Genomic DNA, 16,421 nt, shown 5'->3' with positions numbered 1-16,421 from the left:
CATCTACCCCCTGTGTGTCCTTGGGAGGCCTTTGTGCCTCCCTTTTTTATCAGACGGTATTTGTTGTCTGTTTTACTATTCCCGCTCTGGTTAAATCTACCTCTGCTTCAAATCCCTCTGCCTTCCCGCTTGCGGGTGATCGCAAATGCAACGTTATTCCTGACCCTGAAGCAATGGCATCAGCAATGGCAAGTCCCAGACCGGAGCCTGTGGCTTTGGTGTCGTAGCGGGAAAACCGATGTCGCAGGGAGGCCAGTTGGTCGGGAGGGACAACATCTCCATGGTTGCAGACTCTCAGGATGCCTTCACTGGTCAGGATGACCTCCACTGGCCGTTGTAAGGCACCGTGCTTCAGAGCATTTTCAATCAGGTTTCGGGCCAGAATCGCAAAAGCATCGGTGTCAAGAAGGGAGTTCACCTCACCCTCGGGCAGCGCCAGACGAATCCTGTCCGGCATCTGGGCCTCAAAATCCCGGACGATCATGGTGAGTATGGGCGCCAGATTGTGAGGTTCTTGTGAGAGGGCACCTCCGCCTTCCGCCTTGGCCAACTCGAGCAGTTTTCCAGACAGGGTGGACAGGCCGCGCAGTGCCTCCTCGATTTCAACGGCGTTCTTTTTCAGGTTTTGATCCGCCAGCTGCGTTTTCAGCCGTTGCACCTTGGCCAGTGCCGTTGCCAGGGGAGTCCGCAATTCGTGCGCGCTGTTGGCGGTGAAACTCCGTTCGGCGTCAAGCGCGCGATTCAGCCGCTCCAGCAGGTGGTTGACGGCAACGGCGGTTGGTAAAAATTCCTGTGGCAAACCCTCCTGGGTAACGGGCGAGAGATCGCTCGCGCTCCGGGATTCAATGGAGTGCTGGAATTCGACCACCGGGCGCAGAGATCGCCGAACCATCCACCAGACTCCGAACAGGCTGACCGGGATCAGGATGAGTAGCGGCAGCAAAAGCGCCAGGCCTGCTTCGAGTGCGGCCTCGCGCCGATGCGCCAGGGGCTCGGCAACGTCGATGAAGAAGGTGTCACTGACAGCCGCCTCGCCGTAGATGCGGTGGGTGGCGGTGTTGGTGAAGCCTTCGCGGGGTAGATTCTCAAAGACGCCAAGGTCGGCATCGTGCGACTTCAGCAGGAGGTTGCCCTGGCGATCCCGGACCACATAGGTGAGGTATTCGTTGTGTGGCTTCAGGGCGGGCGCGGTCCGGTTTCCCGTATCCGTTTCCCGGTTCAGGATATCGGTAACGGCCAGCGGCAGAATGCGTTGCGCGGTTTCTTCCAGGGCGCTGTCAAAGACTTCGTCCATTTCGTGCTGCGCCACCAGGCCGGACGCAGCAACCCCAAGCAGCCACAGAAGGGTAGCCCCCAGCGTGAGGCCAATGCCAAGGCGTTTTTGCAGGCTTTGGTTATGTCTCATGGGTTTCCAGCCGGTAGCCCATGCCCCGCACCGTGGCGATGGCCTCGCGCCCGAGCTTTTTCCGCAGGCGACTGACATAGACTTCAATGGTGTTGCTCTCGATTTCGGCCCCGAAGGCGTACAGCCGGTCTTCCAGTTGTTGCCGTGACAGCAGCATTCCTGGCCGCTGAATAAAGCCCTCAAACAAGGCCCACTCCCGGGCCGTTAGTTCCACGGGCTGACCATCGCGCTGGATTCGGTGATGGCTCAGGTCCACCTCCAGATTGCCGACCTGTATCAACGGGTTCGGATTGCCACGGTAACGGCGAGCGACAGCCGCCACCCGGGCAGACAGCTCCGAAAGATCGAAGGGTTTGATCAGGTAGTCGTCGGCGCCGGCATTGAGCCCGCTGATGCGGTCTGAAACCTGGTCCCTGGCGGTAAGGATAACGACGGGTGTGCGATTTCCCGTGGCTCTTAGGGTTTTCAGAAAATCCAGGCCGTGGCCATCCGGCAGCAACAGGTCGAGCAAGATCAGGTCGTAATTGGTCGTCCGCAGGCTGTTCTCAGCAAACCGGAGGGACTGCACCCAATCCACGGCGTGGCCGTCCTCGGTAATTTGTTCTCGCACGGCCTCTCCCAGCCCTGCGGTATCTTCCACCAGCAATATTCGCATAGAGCACCTGTGCTGCGATTTCTGAAAACGATACTACAGCCATAACCTGACAGCAGCCTGAAAGATCAAGAATTGGCCCGGTGGCCGGAGCGGCTTCAGTTGGCTGTCAGGTTCCGGCGTTAGCCTGATCTCTAACATTTCCTAAGCTGATCTGAGGGAGACACCATGATGCGGTTAATATTACCGTTCATTCTTTTGGCTACCGGGCTGTGGGCATGGAGCCTGACAACTTCCAGTTTGGTCTGGTCCGCCTATGACCAGAGCCTCCTGCTTAGTGGTTGGCTATCCATTGCGTTAATGTCCCTGACCATGATGCTGGCCCTTCGCCCTGCTTGGCTTGAGTGGCCAATGGGAGGGCTGGACAAGATTTATCGTACCCATAAGTGGGCAGGCATTCTGGCGGTGGCGTTCGCGGCGGCGCACTGGTTGATCGAGATGGGTGATGATGCCATCGAGGCGGTCTTCGGTGGCATCAGCCGGCTCGACAATCTGCACGTCAGCGGACTGATCGATACCATGCGTGATGCCGCAGAAGATGTGGGCGAGTTTGCCATCTACCTTTTGTTCGCCATGTTGTTGATTACGCTGTGGCGAAAGTTTCCCTACCGGTACTGGCGTTACCTGCATCGGGCAATGCCTGCGCTTTATCTGCTGCTGGCGTTCCATGCTGTTTGGTTGGCGCCGCTGGATTGGTGGCGCCAACCCGTCGGTTGGCTGATGGCCGCCTTGTTAACAGGAGGTAGCCTCGCCAGCCTGCTGTCGCTGTCCGGGAGAGTGGGTAAGCATCGTCAGGTGCAGGGCACCATTGCTGCCGTCGAGACCCCGGAACCAAACATCACGGAGGTAACCGTAGATCTGGGGCTGGCGTGGCAAGGGCACCGGCCGGGGCAGTTTGCCCTGGTAACCTTTAACAAATCCGAGGGCTCACACCCTTTCACGATTGCCAATGCTGATCTTGGTGATGGTCGCACGACCTTTCTGATCAAGGCCCTTGGCGATTTCACCCGTAATCTCGCCAACAAAATCTGTGTGGGACAATCGGTAACGGTGGAAGGCCCCTATGGTTGCTTCGACTTCAACCGCCGAAACCGTAAAGCTCATCAGATCTGGATTGCCGGCGGCATCGGTATCACACCGTTTCTGGCCTGGCTGGATGCGTCCGCGGCCGCCAATCAGACTGCGCCTGAAGCCGATCTGCATTATTGCACCGGCAATGCTTCCCGAGATCCGGTGATCGGGCGCCTTCAGACCCTCTGCCAGAAGTTTCCGGGCATCCGCCTGCACCTTCACGATAGCAGCAAAGGCCAGAGCCTCTCGGTAGAAAACCTTTCTGCCAGTGAACCGGCTGATGCCCGTGCTGAAGTCTGGTTCTGTGGACCAGTCGGACTGGGGCAGGCTCTGGAGCGGGGATTGAAGGTGGCACCGCTGCGATTGGCCGGCTTTCACCGGGAAGCTTTTCAATTCCGTTAATGCGGTTCCGGGCGTTCAGGCCCCTGTCAGGTTCGGGGCCCAGAATCGGTGTTGTGGATTCAACAGGAGATATCCCATGAAGACTAAACCCGTACTTATCAGCCTCACGGTGCTGTGCCTCAGCACACCGCTGCTGGCCGACGACGACTGTGACAATCCGATGACTGACTGGCAGCCGCGGGAACATCTGCGCCAGAAACTGGAGGCTGAGGGCTGGACCGTTTACCGCATCAAGGTGGACGACGGTTGTTATGAAGTGAAGGGGGTGGCTCCGGAAGGGTTTCGGGCCGAGGCCGAATATGCACCGGCGTCTTTCAAACTGATGGAGCTGGAGCGGGAAGACGATGACGATGACGAAAAGCACGAGCGGAATGAGTGGCGTGAGCATAAAACCCGGGACAAGCGCCCAACGGATCGCGCGGCGCCAGGTAATGGCATCGTCAAGGGGCGCCCGGCAGTGACAGTGGAATAACCCTCTCGCTGCTTCAACTCGCATTTTGAAATACAGCATGATTTCGGAGCTACGGTATGAAAACGTTCTTGCTCGCCCTGGGGCTCTGTGCCGCAGTCGCTTTGCCCGCACTTGCACAAGCCCGTGAAGTTACCTTCACAACTGAGTTGCTCAATTACGGTGGAGACGGGGCCTATATGGCTCTGTATTTGACCGATGCCTCCGGAGCGTACCAGGGGACACTCTGGGTAGCCGGGGAAAAATCCAAGTACTACAAGCACCTGAGCGGCTGGGCTCGCGGCAGCCGGATGGCCCCCGCCGAATACGACGGACTGACGGGCGCCAGCATTACCAGCGGCCGCACGCTGAAAATAACCCTGGAGCTTGACGACGCTTTGATCGACAGCGGCCATGAGATTCGTGTTGACACTGCGGTTGAGGATATGCGCGACAACCGGGCCGATGTTGTTGTGCCGCTGAGTACGGACGGAGCCGGCCAGGCTGTCTCTGGGCGCGGATACGTTCGCTCTTTCCGTTACGACTTTTAAGGATACCCGGGAGCAAGATCGATGTTGCGTAAATTACACGGCCTGCCTGGTCTGATTGCGGCACTGTTCCTGGTAATGCTGGCGGTTACTGGTGCGATTCTGGCCATCGCGCCGGCATTGGATCGGGCCGGGGTGTCGCCTTTGTCGGCAGGGGAGATCAGCGTGGCCGAGTTGGCAGGGCGGGTAGTTGATAACTACCCCGGCACGGAGCAGATTGTGCGCGATCTATCGGGTCAGGTTGTGGTTTATTACAGCCGGAACGGCCAGCCCGGAGCGGATCGGATTGATCCCACCACGGGAGAGAGCCTTGGAGCTTATCAGCCCTCGGCGTTTTTTGTCTGGATCAAAAACCTGCATCGTTCATTTTTGTTGGATACGCCAGGCAGGGTGCTGGCGGGTGTTTCAGCCGTCGTGATGCTTTTGATCTGCGTGTCTGGACTGGTGTTACTGGTGCGTCGATGCGGTGGTTGGCGGGCATTGATGCGGCCTTTGGCCGGCAGCGGCAGCGCACGCCTCCATGCCGAGCTCGCCCGGCTGGCCACTCTGGGGCTGTTGTTGTCGGCGTTGACCGGCAGTTACTTGTCGGCTCAGCGCTTTGGTCTGGTTCCCGAGGTCTCGAGCCTCGGGCCAGATTTTCCCGCCGAGGTTTCCGGAGGCCAGCCGCAGCCGGTGGATCAGCTGCAGGCGCTTTCGGGGGTTGATCTCAACGATCTCCGTGAACTGGTGTTTCCGTATCCCGGTGACCCCCGGGATGTTTACTCCCTGACCACCACGGCCGGGGCGGGGTTTGTTGACCAGTCCACCGGTGAGCTCCTGCAATTCAGGCGCCGGTCTGTGGGCAGTCAGGCCCAGCACTGGATCATGCGCTTGCATACCGCTGAGGGCCTTTGGTGGTGGGGGTTGATTCTCGGTATTAGTGCGCTTGCCGTGCCGGTGCTGTCGGTAACGGGCGCTGTGATCTGGTGGCGCCGCCGGTCTCCGACAACGGCTATCGATAACGCTTCGGCCGCCGAAGCCGATGTGATTGTTCTGGTTGGTAGCGAGGGCGGTTCGACCCGGGGCTTTGCCCGGGTGCTACAAATGCAATTGAGCGGGGCGGGGTTCCGGGTGCACTGTGCGGAAATGAATGCCTTGGCGCCGTCGTATCCGCAGGCCAGTAAGCTGCTCATAATGACCTCTACTTATGGCGATGGCGATGCTCCGGCTTCTGGCCGTCAGTTTATGGCCCGGCTTGGTGATTTCAAAGCCGGGAAGGCGTTGAAATATGCTGTGCTGGGGTTCGGTGACCGGCAATTCCCGCGCTTTTGCCAGTTCGCACTGGATGTCGATGAAGCACTATCGGACAAAGGCCTGAGCCGTCTACAACCCGTTGAATTGATTGACCGCTGTTCGCCTGCCCGGTTCAGCCAGTGGGGCGATCAACTGGGTGCCGCGCTGGGTACATCACTGTCATTGAGTCACGAGCCTTCGCCACCCGCTGCGTTCCCGCTGGAGCTTGTCGACCGGGTGGATTACGGGCAGGCGGTTAACGCCCCGACGAGCATCCTGCGCTTCCGGCCGGTCGATGAGGGGCGATCCTCGTTGTTCCGGTGGGGGCGCAAGCGTATTCCGGACTTTGAAGCCGGGGACCTGCTCGGCATTCTGCCGCCCGAAGACCAGAAGGCGCGCTTTTACTCATTGGCGTCGTCGGCACGCGATGGGGTGTTCGAAATTTGCGTTCGGAAGCAGCCGGGCGGGCTTTGCTCGGGTTACCTGCACGATTTGACGCCGGGCGATTGCGTTACGGCTTTTATTCGCCACAATTCAGGGTTTCGCCCGGCCAGTGGCACGGTGCCCGTCATTCTTATTGGGGCGGGTGCCGGGATTGGCCCGCTGGCGGGATTTATTCGCAACAACTCCGCTCGACATCCCATGTATCTGTATTGGGGAGGTCGGAACCCGAATTCGGATTTCCTCTATCAACCGGAACTGGGGCACTACCTTGCGGATCATCGCCTTACCGGATTGAGCACCGCGTTTTCAAGATCTGATGAAAAGGCCTATGTTCAGGACAAGCTCCGTCAGGATCAGACCGCGCTGCGGCAGATGGTCGATACCGGGGCTCAGATTCTGGTCTGTGGCGGGAGAGATATGGCTGCCGGCGTGAAACAGGTGTTCGAAGAGATCCTGCGGCCTTTGAGTCTCGGGGTGGAAGACTTGAGAGAACAGGGGCGTTATCTGGAGGACGTATACTGACAGCTTTGCCGGGCAGCTATTCAGTCTCGTGACAGTTTGTCATATTGTGACAAAGCGTCTGCTTTTCCCGGGATGGCCTTCCTGTCTGTGAGCAAGCGGAGTTAGACTGGCTGTGGCGATGAAACAATGCTCGCAGCCAAACCCCGATAACAACAAACAGATCACAGGAGGCTGTCATGACGATCAGCTCCACCCCCGATGGCGTCAGGGTCGAACCCAGGCATCTCAGGTTTGATGTGCGCACCGAACTGAGAACGCTCTGGCATGGCAACGATGCCTTTCGAACGGCATTTTTTAACGCGCTTTCTCTGCAGTTTCCCGATGGTGAGCAGCAGTTCATCAACGCGGTCAGGCTTTATCGGGACCAGATTACCGACCCCAAGCTCAAGGCAGAGATCAAAGGCTTTATCGGCCAGGAGGCGTTGCACAGCCGCGAACACAAGGAATACAACGAGGCTCTGAAGGCCCGTGGGTACAACATTGACGCGCTGGATAAACGCTTTCGCAAACATATGGAGTGGGTCGGGCGCTTGCCACCGAGCCGTCAGCTGGCCGGCACCTGCGGGGCCGAGCATTATACGGCCGTTCTGGCCAATGCCATTCTCAGCCATCCGGAATGGATGGAGGGCGCGACCCCGACCATGAAAAAGCTCTGGCGCTGGCACGCGATCGAGGAGACAGAACACAAGGCGGTGGCGTTTGACGTCTACCGTGCCTGCGTGGGTAACGAAAACCTGCGGCGGATTGTATTCCTGTTCGTGACCTGGAATTTCTTTAAATACACCTTTCTCAACACCTGCAGTTTATTGAAAACCGATGGCAGGCTCTGGAGCCTTCGTACCTGGGTGGGCGGTATTAATTTTTTGTGGGGAAAGCCGGGTATCCTGCGCCGGTGCCTGCCTGAATTTCTGGCGTACTTTCGCCGGGGCTTTCATCCCTGGCAGCAGGACAACCGGGGGTTACTGGAAGCCAATCTGAAAGAGCTGGAGGCCTGATTGGCCTCTGGCCGCCAAGGTATTTCATGCCCAGTGCAAAACGGGGTGCCTGAACCAACAATAATCATAAAAAGGGCCCACCTGCCACAGGATGCGCCCGAGCCGGGAGATGTTGAATATGCGAGTTGGCCTTATTGTTGATAGCGCTTGTGACCTGCCTTACGAATTTGCCCGCAAGCATGACCTGTTTGTGTTGCCGGTGACCGCCATTATCGATGGCCAGACTTATATCGACAATCACGATCCCGTTCGCACCCAGGAGTTCTATCAGAGTGGTTTGCTCGATAAAGGCCACGAAGCCGAGACCAAGGCATTCAGCGCCAGTCAGATACATGACCTGTTCATGCAGAAAATCGTCACGGATTATGATGTGGCCATCTGTGAAACCGTTACCCGAAGCCGCAGCCTGATCTACCAGAACGCTTCCGAAGCCATGAACTCGGTGATGGCGAACTATGAGGAAGCCCGCAAGGCGGCCGGCCGTGAGGGTAAGTTCTCCATGCGGGTTATCGATAGTAAACAGATCTTTGCCGGTCAGGGATTGTTGGCGGCCCATACCCTGAAACTGATTGGCGAGAAAGTTTCGAAGAACGTACTGCGTCATGAAGTGGAAAATTTCACCGACAAGATATACACCTGCGTGATCCCTCGGGACCTTCATTACATCCGCGAGCGTGCCCGGCGACGTGGTGATAAAAGCGTGTCCGCCTTGGCTGCTTTTCTTGGCAAGGCGCTGAACATCATTCCGGTGATATTTGGCCAGGGTGTTGAAGGCAAGCCAGTGGCCAAGACCCGCCACTTTGATGTCGCGGTGGAAAAGGTCATGAACTATGCCATTGCCCGGGTGGAAGCCGGTTTGCTGACCCCGTACGTGAGTCTGTCGTGCGGTTTGAGCTGGACGGAAATTGAGGATCTGCCGGGCCTGAACCGACTTCGGGACGCCTGTGAAAAGAACGGAGTTGAGCTGTTGTTGTCGCAGATGGGCATCACCAGCGCCATTTATGTGGGGCCCGGCAGTATCTGCCTGGCACTGGCATCGGAGCCTCACGAGTTCAGTGATTTTCAGTAAACCTGCGCGGGCCGGTTCCTCTGACTGGCCCGGTGTACTGCCCGCCGCCGTGTTTCCGGCAAACCCGTCATCGGCATGAACGTGTTAGCCTCGGTGCCCGACTCACGAACTCGCCAAAGGAAAACAGGCTTATGACCCAACCCACTGCAACGCTGGCCGACGAACTGCTCGAAGCCCATGTCAGGCATGAGTTGAGTGCCCTGAAGGGCGCCAAATTGAAGAAGTTCCTGCACCGGGAAGTTGAGGCGCTGCTGGAGCACGCGCAGACCATTACTCTGGCGCGCGTTATCAGCCCGGACCAGGTTATGAACCTGATCCGGCGGGTGGTGATAGACATGGAGCTGGATGCGGGCATTCCCGAGCTGGCGGCAGAGCTGGCGACCGAGGTTGTGAACGCACCGGTTCAGAAGGAAACCCGGCTGGGTGATATTTTATCCCGGGAGCAGGCCAGCGCTTTCGTTGAGGAGGCCCTTGAACTAAGGCACCAGCGCGAGCGGGTGATCATTGAAATCATGGCGCACCCGGTCTATCAGGAGTTGGTGTCGAATGTGGTCTATCACGGTCTGGTGAGCTACCTCTACGAGGATAATCTGATTACCCGTTCGGTGCCGGGTGTAGGCTCAATGATGAAGTTCGGCAAAAAGATGGCCAACAAGGCCGTGCCGGGGCTGGATGAAACCTTCGAGCGCCGGATCAAAGCCTGGTTGTCCGAAAGCTTGCCGAGCCTGATTGTCCGAAGCGAGCAGTTTCTGCAAAAGGCACTGAGCGATGACGAGTTGCGGGATACGGTGATGGCGGCCTGGGTTTCGCTGGAAGACCGGAGCATCGCCGAGTTACAGGATGGGCTGGGGGATGTCCAGCTGCAGGAATTTGTGGTGTTGGGCTATGACTTCTGGCTGCATTATCGCCAGACCCCCTATTTCCAGGGTTGCGCCCAGGCGGTTGTTGATGGGTTGTATGCGCGTTACGGCGATCAGCCGGTAATGAACCTGCTGAACGAACTGGGTGTCACACAGGAGGTGATTATTGCGGAGCTGGAAGCGGTGGGTGTGCCGCTGGTGGATGTGCTCCGTGAGGAAGGGTATCTAGAAGCTCTGCTGAGGCGGCGCCTGGAGCCTTTCTATCGCTCCACTGCCGCCAAAAAGCTGTTGGCGGGTGTGGATGGTTGAGACTGTAACAGGACAGAAACAAAAAGGCCGGAGGGGATACCTCCGGCCTTTTCGATAATTGAGCCTTAGCGCTCCAGATACTGAAGCTTGTCGGGCTTGCCGTCCCACTCTTCTGCTTCAGGCAGCGGGTCTTTCTTCTCTGTGATATTCGGCCACTTGCCAGCCAGATCGGCGTTGATTTCCACGAAGGCTTCCTGACCTGCCGGCAGTTCGTCTTCGGAGAAGATGGCCTCGGCCGGGCACTCCGGTTCACACAGTGCGCAGTCGATACACTCGTCCGGGTCGATGACCAGGAAGTTGGGGCCTTCGTAGAAGCAGTCCACCGGGCAGACTTCTACACAGTCGGTGTATTTGCACTTGATGCAGTTATCAGTAACGATAAACGCCATAGTCAGATCCCTGGTTCGTAGAAGATTCAGTCTCATCAGGAGCCTGTGAGTTACTCGGCCCCGGTTATAATTTGGAGCGATATTGTAGGGAGCCCCCTCCACTGCCGCAAGCATTGGCCTGCTATATCGTTATTACCCAGATCAAGTTTGGCTCAGATTGCCATTATTTTTCCAGCAATCTCTGGAGCTCGTAAAGCTGATTCAGCGCGTCCCTGGGGGTGAGCCCATCAAGATCCAGCTTTTCCAGTGCCTGTTCCACGGCACTTGGCTCCGCGATAGTAAACATATCGCCCTGGAACGCCGAATCCACACTGCCGGTTTTTGTTGCTGGCTGAGCAGACGGTGCGGGGGCGGCGGGGCGTTCCGCCACGGTAGCACTGCTGTTGGCTGCTTCCGTGCCTTCCAGGTGCGCCAGCTGAGCCTTGGCGTTGCGAATCACATCCTGCGGCACCCCGGCCAGTTTGGCGACTTGCAGGCCGTAGCTCTGGCTCGCCGGGCCGTCGTGGACATTGTGCAGAAACACGATGGAGTCGTCGTGTTCCGTGGCGGTCAGGTGCACGTTTACCGCGTGCTCCAGCTCGTCGGCCAGTTGGGTCAGTTCGAAATAGTGCGTGGCGAACAGGGTATAGCAGCAGATGTTTTTCGCCAGGTGCTCCGCAGTGGCCCAGGCCAGGGAGAGGCCATCGAAGGTACTGGTGCCCCGGCCCACTTCATCCATTAACACCAGGCTGTGTTCGGTGGCATTGTGCAGGATGTTGGCGGTTTCGGTCATTTCCACCATGAAGGTGGAGCGGCCACCGGCAATGTCGTCTGAAGAACCCATGCGGGTGAAGATGCGGTCCACCGGGCCCAGCACCGCGCGGTCGGCGGGGACGAAACTGCCGGTATAGGCCAGCAGGGCAATCAGCGCCGCCTGGCGCATATAGGTGGACTTACCCCCCATGTTCGGGCCTGTGATCACCAGCATCCGGCGTTTCGTGTCCATCAGCAGGTTGTTGGGCACAAACGGTTCGTCCAGTAGCTGTTCCACCACCGGGTGCCGGCCTTCCTCCACGTTAAAACCGGGTTGGTCGGTAAATTCCGGCGCGGTAAAGCGCAGGGAGGTGGCTCGCTCGGCGAAGTTGCTCAACACGTCGAGTTCGGCCAGGGCCTGAGCGGCGTCCTGCAAGGGCGCCAGCTGTTCGGCCACGGTTTCCAGAACGTCGTCATACAGGCCTTTCTCACGGGCCAGGGCCCGGCTTTTGGCGCTGAGGGCCTTGTCTTCAAATTCTTTCAGTTCGGGGGTGATGAAGCGCTCGGCGTTTTTCAGGGTCTGGCGGCGAATGTAGTCTACCGGCGCCTGTGCAGACTGGGCACGGCTGATTTCAATGTAGTAACCGTGTACCCGGTTGTAGCCCACCTTGAGGGTGGAAATGCCGGTGCGTTCGCGCTCGCGGGTTTCAACATCCAGCAGGTATTGGCCGGCGTTTTCACTGATGTTGCGCAGCTCGTCCAGCTCCTCGTCAAAGCCCTCGGCAATCACGCCACCATCACGGATAACCACCGGGGGATTGTCGATGATGGCCCGCTCCAGAAGATCCGCCTGGTCGGGGTATTCGCCGATAATCGTGGCAAGCTTCACCAGGTGATGGGAATTGACCGGCTTCAGGGCCTCTTGCAGAGAGGGCAGGGTCTGGAAGGCGTCCCTCAGGCGGGCCAGGTCCCGGGGGCGTGCCGAGCGCAGGGCCACCCGAGCCAGGATGCGTTCGATATCCCCCACCTGTTTGAGCAGATCGTGGATGGGCTCGTAGTGAAATCCATCCAGCAGTGCGGAAACCGCTTGCTGGCGCTGACGGACGACATTGACATCCCGCAGGGGCCGGTTCAGCCAGCGGCGAAGTTCCCGTGCCCCCATGGCGGTAGCGGTGCGGTCCATCACCCAGGCCAGAGTGTATTGGTTCCCGCCCATCAGGTTGGTGTCGATTTCCAGGTTGCGGCGGCTGGCGGCGTCGAGAATGACGGCGTCTTCCCGACGCTCGCGGGTGAGCTTCCGAATATGTGGCAGAGCGGTACGCTGGGTTTCCCGGGCATACTGCAACAAGCATCCGGCGGCGCAAACAGCCAGGTGGAGCTCTTCACAGCCAAAGCCGGTGAGGTCCCGTACCTGCAGCTGCTGAGTGATCACCCGCCGGGCTGAATCCGCTTCAAACAGCCAGGGGCCCTGTCGGCGTACGCCGGTGAATCCTTCCAGGATTTCGCCATAGGGGAAGTCTTCACTGATCAGGATTTCCGCCGGCAGCAGCCTCTGCAGTTCGCCTTGCAGGGCTTCCAGGCTGTCCAGTTCCGCCACTGCAAAGCGACCACTGGAAATGTCCAGCGAGGCAAAACCAAACTGTTCTTTATGATTGAAAATAGACACCAGCAGATTATCCCGCCGGTCTTCCAGAAACGCTTCGTCGCTCAGGGTGCCGGGGGTAACTACACGCACCACCTGGCGCTCTACCGGCCCTTTACTGGTGGCCGGATCGCCAATCTGTTCGGCAATGGCGATGGATTGTCCTGCACGCACCATGCGGGCAATGTAGCCCTCTGCGGCGTGGAACGGCACCCCGGCCATGGGGATGGGGTTGCCGCCGGACTGGCCCCGGGCGGTCAGGGTGATGTCCAGCAATTCCGCAGCTTTTTTGGCGTCGTCGTAAAACAGCTCGTAGAAATCCCCCATGCGGTAGAACACCAGCTCGTTCGGGTGCTCCCGTTTGATTTTCAGGTACTGCTGCATCATCGGGGTGTGCTTGGACAGATCCGTCATAATTCCTCAATTTTTCCGGCAATGATCGGCAAGGTCGGTGGTGTGCCGTCGGGGCTTTTGAAAACCCGCGATGGTATCACGGTCCGGGGGCGCCAGCAGCCGACCAGTGCCTCAGGAAACCATCAGTTCCGGGTGATCCGTCATCAGCTTTTCCAAATCGGCCGGCTCGTCAACGTCATTCAGCGGGTCGCTCTCTGCCAGCCGCCATCCCAGCGCCGCTAATCGTCGCCGTGTAATGTCGGCCACCGCTGCTGTACTCCAGGGAATCTCTGAAAAAAGCGTGGCGTTGAAGCGTTGAAGCCCCAGCAGGGCATAGCCGCCATCAGCCACCGGGCACATACAGGCATCGTGGTGCTGGAGCTGGCGAGCCATTTGCTGTAACCGGTTTGCTGTCAGATCCGGGCAGTCGGTTCCGATCAGGATGACGGGGGAACCATCGTTCAGGGCCTTTTGGGCCGCCTCTGCCATGCGGTGGCCAAGGTCGCCCCCAGCCTGGGAAGACAGGATGGCGCGATCACCGAGACCGGGCTGTTGCCAGTAAACCGCTGCCGGATCCGGACTGACGCAGAGTTCAACCGGGCCGATATTGGCCGCCAGTGCCTGCGCCAGCGTGTGGCGTAGCATTCGGTCTGCAAGCTGCGCAGCGCCGGCCTCACCCAGGGCCGGGATCAGCCGGGTTTTCACGTGCCCCGGGCGGGGCTCTTTGGCGATCAGGATAATACGTGTTTTGCTCATTGATAACGGGCTGCCAGTTGGTCTGCCGGAACGCCGCGCCAGTATGCCCAGCGTAACTGCCACATTAAAAGAATGGTCCGCCAGCTGCCGCGCTCGTCCCAGCGCCGGCCAGAGGTAACGACCTGGTCTCTCAGGCAAACCGGGGGGACGATGTGTTTCAATCGTTTACTGAATTCCACGTCTTCCATCAAGGGCTGTTCAGGAAAACCACCCACTTTGTTGAACAGTGCCCGAGTAAGAAAAAGTGCCTGATCCCCGGTCGCGATGCCGGTAAGTCTTGAGCGGATATTCATCAATGTACCAATGAGGGGCAGTAACCGTGATCGGCCCTCTATGCGCACATCAAAACGGCCCCAGGCCAGAAGCGAAGTGCGCAGGTGTGCGAAGATGCGGGCATCGGCGTGTTCCGGCAAGCGAGTGTCGGCGTGCAGAAATAGCAGATAGGGTGCGGTGCTGGCATTGGCACCGGCATTCATCTGCAGAGCGCGCCCTTGGGCTGAGCGGATAACGGTAAAGCCACGCGAGCGGATAACCGCCTCCGAATTGTCGTTGCTGCCGCCATCCACCACAATGACCTCAGCGCCGCGCCGCTGCCAGAACCGGAGATGGTCCAGCAGTGCGTTTATGCCCTGCATTTCATTCAGTACGGGAACGATGATCGCCAGCGAGGGATCTTCCCTCGTGAGTTGTTGTTGGAACATGGGTGTCGGTCGCCTCCGGTGAAGAGCATATCAGAGGCCAGGATGTTGAGCATGGTGAACGGGTCCCGTTGTCATCACGTACGAGTGTCGGGCCAGCGGATAACAGAGGATGAGTGAATGAAGCGACTGGTTTTACTGGGTGCCGGCCACGCGCATATGGTGGCTTTGCAGCACTTTGCGCGTCATCCGCTGCCAGATACCGAACTGGTGGTGATTACGCCATCTTCCTGGCAGTACTACTCCGGCATGATTCCTGGCTGGGTTGCGGGCCATTATCGGCTCGATCAGTGCCGCGTGCCGGTTGAGCCTATGGTTACGGCCGCCGGTGGTCAACTCGTGCTTGATCGGGCTGATGGGTTGAAGGCGAAAGAGCAGGTCATCACGCTGGCCAGTGGTAAGCGGCTGACCTACGATTTTCTATCGATTGATGTCGGCTCTGCCAGTAACAGTGTGCCCGGGTGCCCAGGGGCGGAAGCAGCGATGGTGGGCGTTAAACCCATCGAGCGTTTTGCCGAAACCTGGCAACAAGCCAGCTCATCACTCGACACTCGCCAAGGCCCTTGCGTTGCCGTGCTCGGAGGCGGAGCGGGCGGAGCCGAGCTGGCCATGGCCATCGCCCGGTGGCTGGAGGGGCAGGGCGGAGCTTACGTTGTGCTGGTGGCTGGCGGCAAGGGTGCGGTTCCGGATTTTCGGCCTCGTTTTCGCCGGCTCGCGCATCGGGCGCTGGTCCGAAGCGGGGTGGAGGTTATTGAAGACTATGGCGAGCCGCTGGCAAACGGGGTTCATCTCGGCCGGGGTGGTGACATTCGTGCCGATGTCGTATTGGTGTCTACGGGGGCGAAGGCGTTGCCATTTCTCGCTAACAGTGACCTGGCCACGGATGAGGCCGGATTTGTCAGCGTGGATGCCTGTCATCGCAGTACCTCACACCCGAACGTGTTTGCCGCAGGCGATGCCTGTGCGAGGGTAGACCGGCGCCTGGACCGGTCTGGGGTTCATGCCGTTCGGGCGGGGCCGATATTGGCCCGTAACCTCGCCGCCGCGGTATGTGACGAGCCGCTGAAACGCTTTTATCCGCGCCGCTTTTCGTTGTATTTGCTAGCGTCGGGCGATCAGACGGCGATCGGAAGTTATGGCCCTCTGACTTTTTCTGGGGCCTGGGTGTGGCGCTGGAAAGACCGCATCGACCGGGGATTTGTTGACAGTTTTCCGGAGGTTGAACAGGTCGCCGGCGGTGGTCATTAACAGGAGAATACGATGAAGGTGACAGACAGGCAGTTGGCAGATGCTGGTGATGCGCTGGGGCAGGTACTTGAGCGTAAGGGGCTGACCATTGCCACAGCAGAAAGCTGCACCGGAGGCTGGGTGGCCAAGGTGCTGACCGACAGGGCCGGATCGTCCGGATACCTGATGGCAGGCCTGGTGACCTACAGTAATGATGCCAAACAGGGAATTCTGGGGGTAAAGGAAACAACGCTGGAGCAGTACGGCGCGGTAAGCGAGCCCGTGGTACGACAGATGGTGCAGGGCGCGGTGGATGCCGTGGGCGTTGATGTTGCCGTGGCCGTCAGCGGCGTTGCCGGGCCAGGAGGCGGAAGTGCCGATAAACCCGTTGGGACTGTCTGGTTTGCCTGGGGCGGGGCAGACCGGGTTGAAGCCCGTGTGATGTATTTTGAGGGCGACAGAGATGAGGTGCGCAGGCAATCGGTTTTGTATGCTTTACAGGAAGTTGCCAGTTTCGTTGAAACACTGTGACGAATTTCCCCTTGCCAGGGGTTGGTCTCGTTCTGGCCATGTGTTTTAATACTGTT

The 16,421-nt window shown here is 58.8% G+C and carries 15 protein-coding genes; 9 read left to right on the top strand and 6 right to left on the bottom strand.

The genetic code is table 11. The annotated features are described in order from the left end of the window. Positions 1–49 precede the first annotated feature (49 nt). Both ACP2AU_RS11235 and ACP2AU_RS11230 read right to left on the bottom strand, forming a co-directional pair. Positions 50–1,405, bottom strand: a complete 1,356-nt coding sequence (locus tag ACP2AU_RS11235; protein WP_426376270.1) for an ATP-binding protein — start codon at positions 1,403–1,405, stop codon at positions 50–52. Beyond that, positions 1,395–2,060: a response regulator gene (locus ACP2AU_RS11230; protein WP_426376269.1), complete on the bottom strand. Its 666-nt coding sequence runs from the start codon at positions 2,058–2,060 to the stop codon at positions 1,395–1,397. The genes ACP2AU_RS11235 and ACP2AU_RS11230 overlap by 11 nt, the downstream gene beginning before the upstream one ends. Positions 2,061–2,225: 165 nt before the next feature. Here ACP2AU_RS11230 and ACP2AU_RS11225 point away from each other — a divergent pair, with 165 nt between their 5' ends. From ACP2AU_RS11225 to ACP2AU_RS11195, 7 genes are all read left to right on the top strand, one after another. Further along, positions 2,226–3,530: a ferredoxin reductase family protein gene (locus tag ACP2AU_RS11225; protein WP_426376268.1), complete on the top strand. Its 1,305-nt coding sequence runs from the start codon at positions 2,226–2,228 to the stop codon at positions 3,528–3,530. 76 nt (positions 3,531–3,606) lie between these two features. Continuing rightward, the gene (locus ACP2AU_RS11220) at positions 3,607–4,002 is read left to right on the top strand and encodes a PepSY domain-containing protein (protein WP_426376267.1); all 396 of its coding nucleotides are present in this window, start codon (positions 3,607–3,609) and stop codon (positions 4,000–4,002) included. A 56-nt stretch (positions 4,003–4,058) separates the two neighbouring features. Then, a complete protein-coding gene (locus tag ACP2AU_RS11215; protein ID WP_426376266.1) occupies positions 4,059–4,529 on the top strand; it encodes a DUF2271 domain-containing protein in 471 nt (156 codons plus the stop codon). Between the two features lie 21 nt (positions 4,530–4,550). Then, the gene (locus tag ACP2AU_RS11210; protein ID WP_426376265.1) at positions 4,551–6,764 is read left to right on the top strand and encodes a PepSY domain-containing protein; all 2,214 of its coding nucleotides are present in this window, start codon (positions 4,551–4,553) and stop codon (positions 6,762–6,764) included. A 176-nt stretch (positions 6,765–6,940) separates the two neighbouring features. Next, on the top strand, positions 6,941–7,759 hold the full coding sequence (locus ACP2AU_RS11205; protein ID WP_426376264.1) for a metal-dependent hydrolase: 819 nt from the start codon (positions 6,941–6,943) through the stop codon (positions 7,757–7,759). A 118-nt stretch (positions 7,760–7,877) separates the two neighbouring features. Further along, positions 7,878–8,828 (top strand): DegV family protein, encoded by a 951-nt coding sequence (locus ACP2AU_RS11200; protein WP_426376263.1) that lies wholly within the window; start codon positions 7,878–7,880, stop codon positions 8,826–8,828. 131 nt (positions 8,829–8,959) lie between these two features. Continuing rightward, positions 8,960–9,997, top strand: a complete 1,038-nt coding sequence (locus ACP2AU_RS11195; RefSeq protein ID WP_426376262.1) for a hypothetical protein — start codon at positions 8,960–8,962, stop codon at positions 9,995–9,997. A gap of 65 nt (positions 9,998–10,062) precedes the next feature. Here the strand turns inward: ACP2AU_RS11195 and fdxA are convergent, their stop codons facing one another. From fdxA to ACP2AU_RS11175, 4 genes are all read right to left on the bottom strand, one after another. Next, entirely contained in the window at positions 10,063–10,386 is a 324-nt protein-coding gene (gene fdxA / locus ACP2AU_RS11190; RefSeq protein WP_426376261.1) for a ferredoxin FdxA, read from the bottom strand. A 163-nt stretch (positions 10,387–10,549) separates the two neighbouring features. Beyond that, on the bottom strand, positions 10,550–13,174 hold the full coding sequence (mutS, locus tag ACP2AU_RS11185; RefSeq protein ID WP_426376259.1) for a DNA mismatch repair protein MutS: 2,625 nt from the start codon (positions 13,172–13,174) through the stop codon (positions 10,550–10,552). 111 nt (positions 13,175–13,285) lie between these two features. Next, positions 13,286–13,909, bottom strand: coding sequence for a TIGR04282 family arsenosugar biosynthesis glycosyltransferase (locus tag ACP2AU_RS11180; RefSeq protein ID WP_426376257.1), 624 nt, complete (start codon positions 13,907–13,909; stop codon positions 13,286–13,288). Beyond that, the gene (locus tag ACP2AU_RS11175; RefSeq protein WP_426376256.1) at positions 13,906–14,610 is read right to left on the bottom strand and encodes a TIGR04283 family arsenosugar biosynthesis glycosyltransferase; all 705 of its coding nucleotides are present in this window, start codon (positions 14,608–14,610) and stop codon (positions 13,906–13,908) included. Before ACP2AU_RS11175 ends, ACP2AU_RS11180 begins: the two co-directional genes overlap by 4 nt. Positions 14,611–14,727: 117 nt before the next feature. Here ACP2AU_RS11175 and ACP2AU_RS11170 point away from each other — a divergent pair, with 117 nt between their 5' ends. Further along, positions 14,728–15,855 carry an FAD-dependent oxidoreductase gene (locus ACP2AU_RS11170; protein WP_426376254.1) on the top strand — a complete coding sequence of 376 codons (1,128 nt, stop codon included), beginning with the start codon at positions 14,728–14,730 and terminating at the stop codon, positions 15,853–15,855. Between the two features lie 12 nt (positions 15,856–15,867). After that, positions 15,868–16,365 (top strand): nicotinamide-nucleotide amidohydrolase family protein, encoded by a 498-nt coding sequence (locus ACP2AU_RS11165; protein ID WP_426376253.1) that lies wholly within the window; start codon positions 15,868–15,870, stop codon positions 16,363–16,365. The last annotated feature ends 56 nt before the right edge of the window (positions 16,366–16,421 follow it).

This window comes from Marinobacter sp. VGCF2001, from assembly GCF_049943275.1.
Taxonomy (GTDB): domain Bacteria; phylum Pseudomonadota; class Gammaproteobacteria; order Pseudomonadales; family Oleiphilaceae; genus Marinobacter.
The sequence above is the reverse complement of the archived record's forward strand: the minus strand, read 5'-3'. Positions and strand labels throughout refer to the sequence as shown.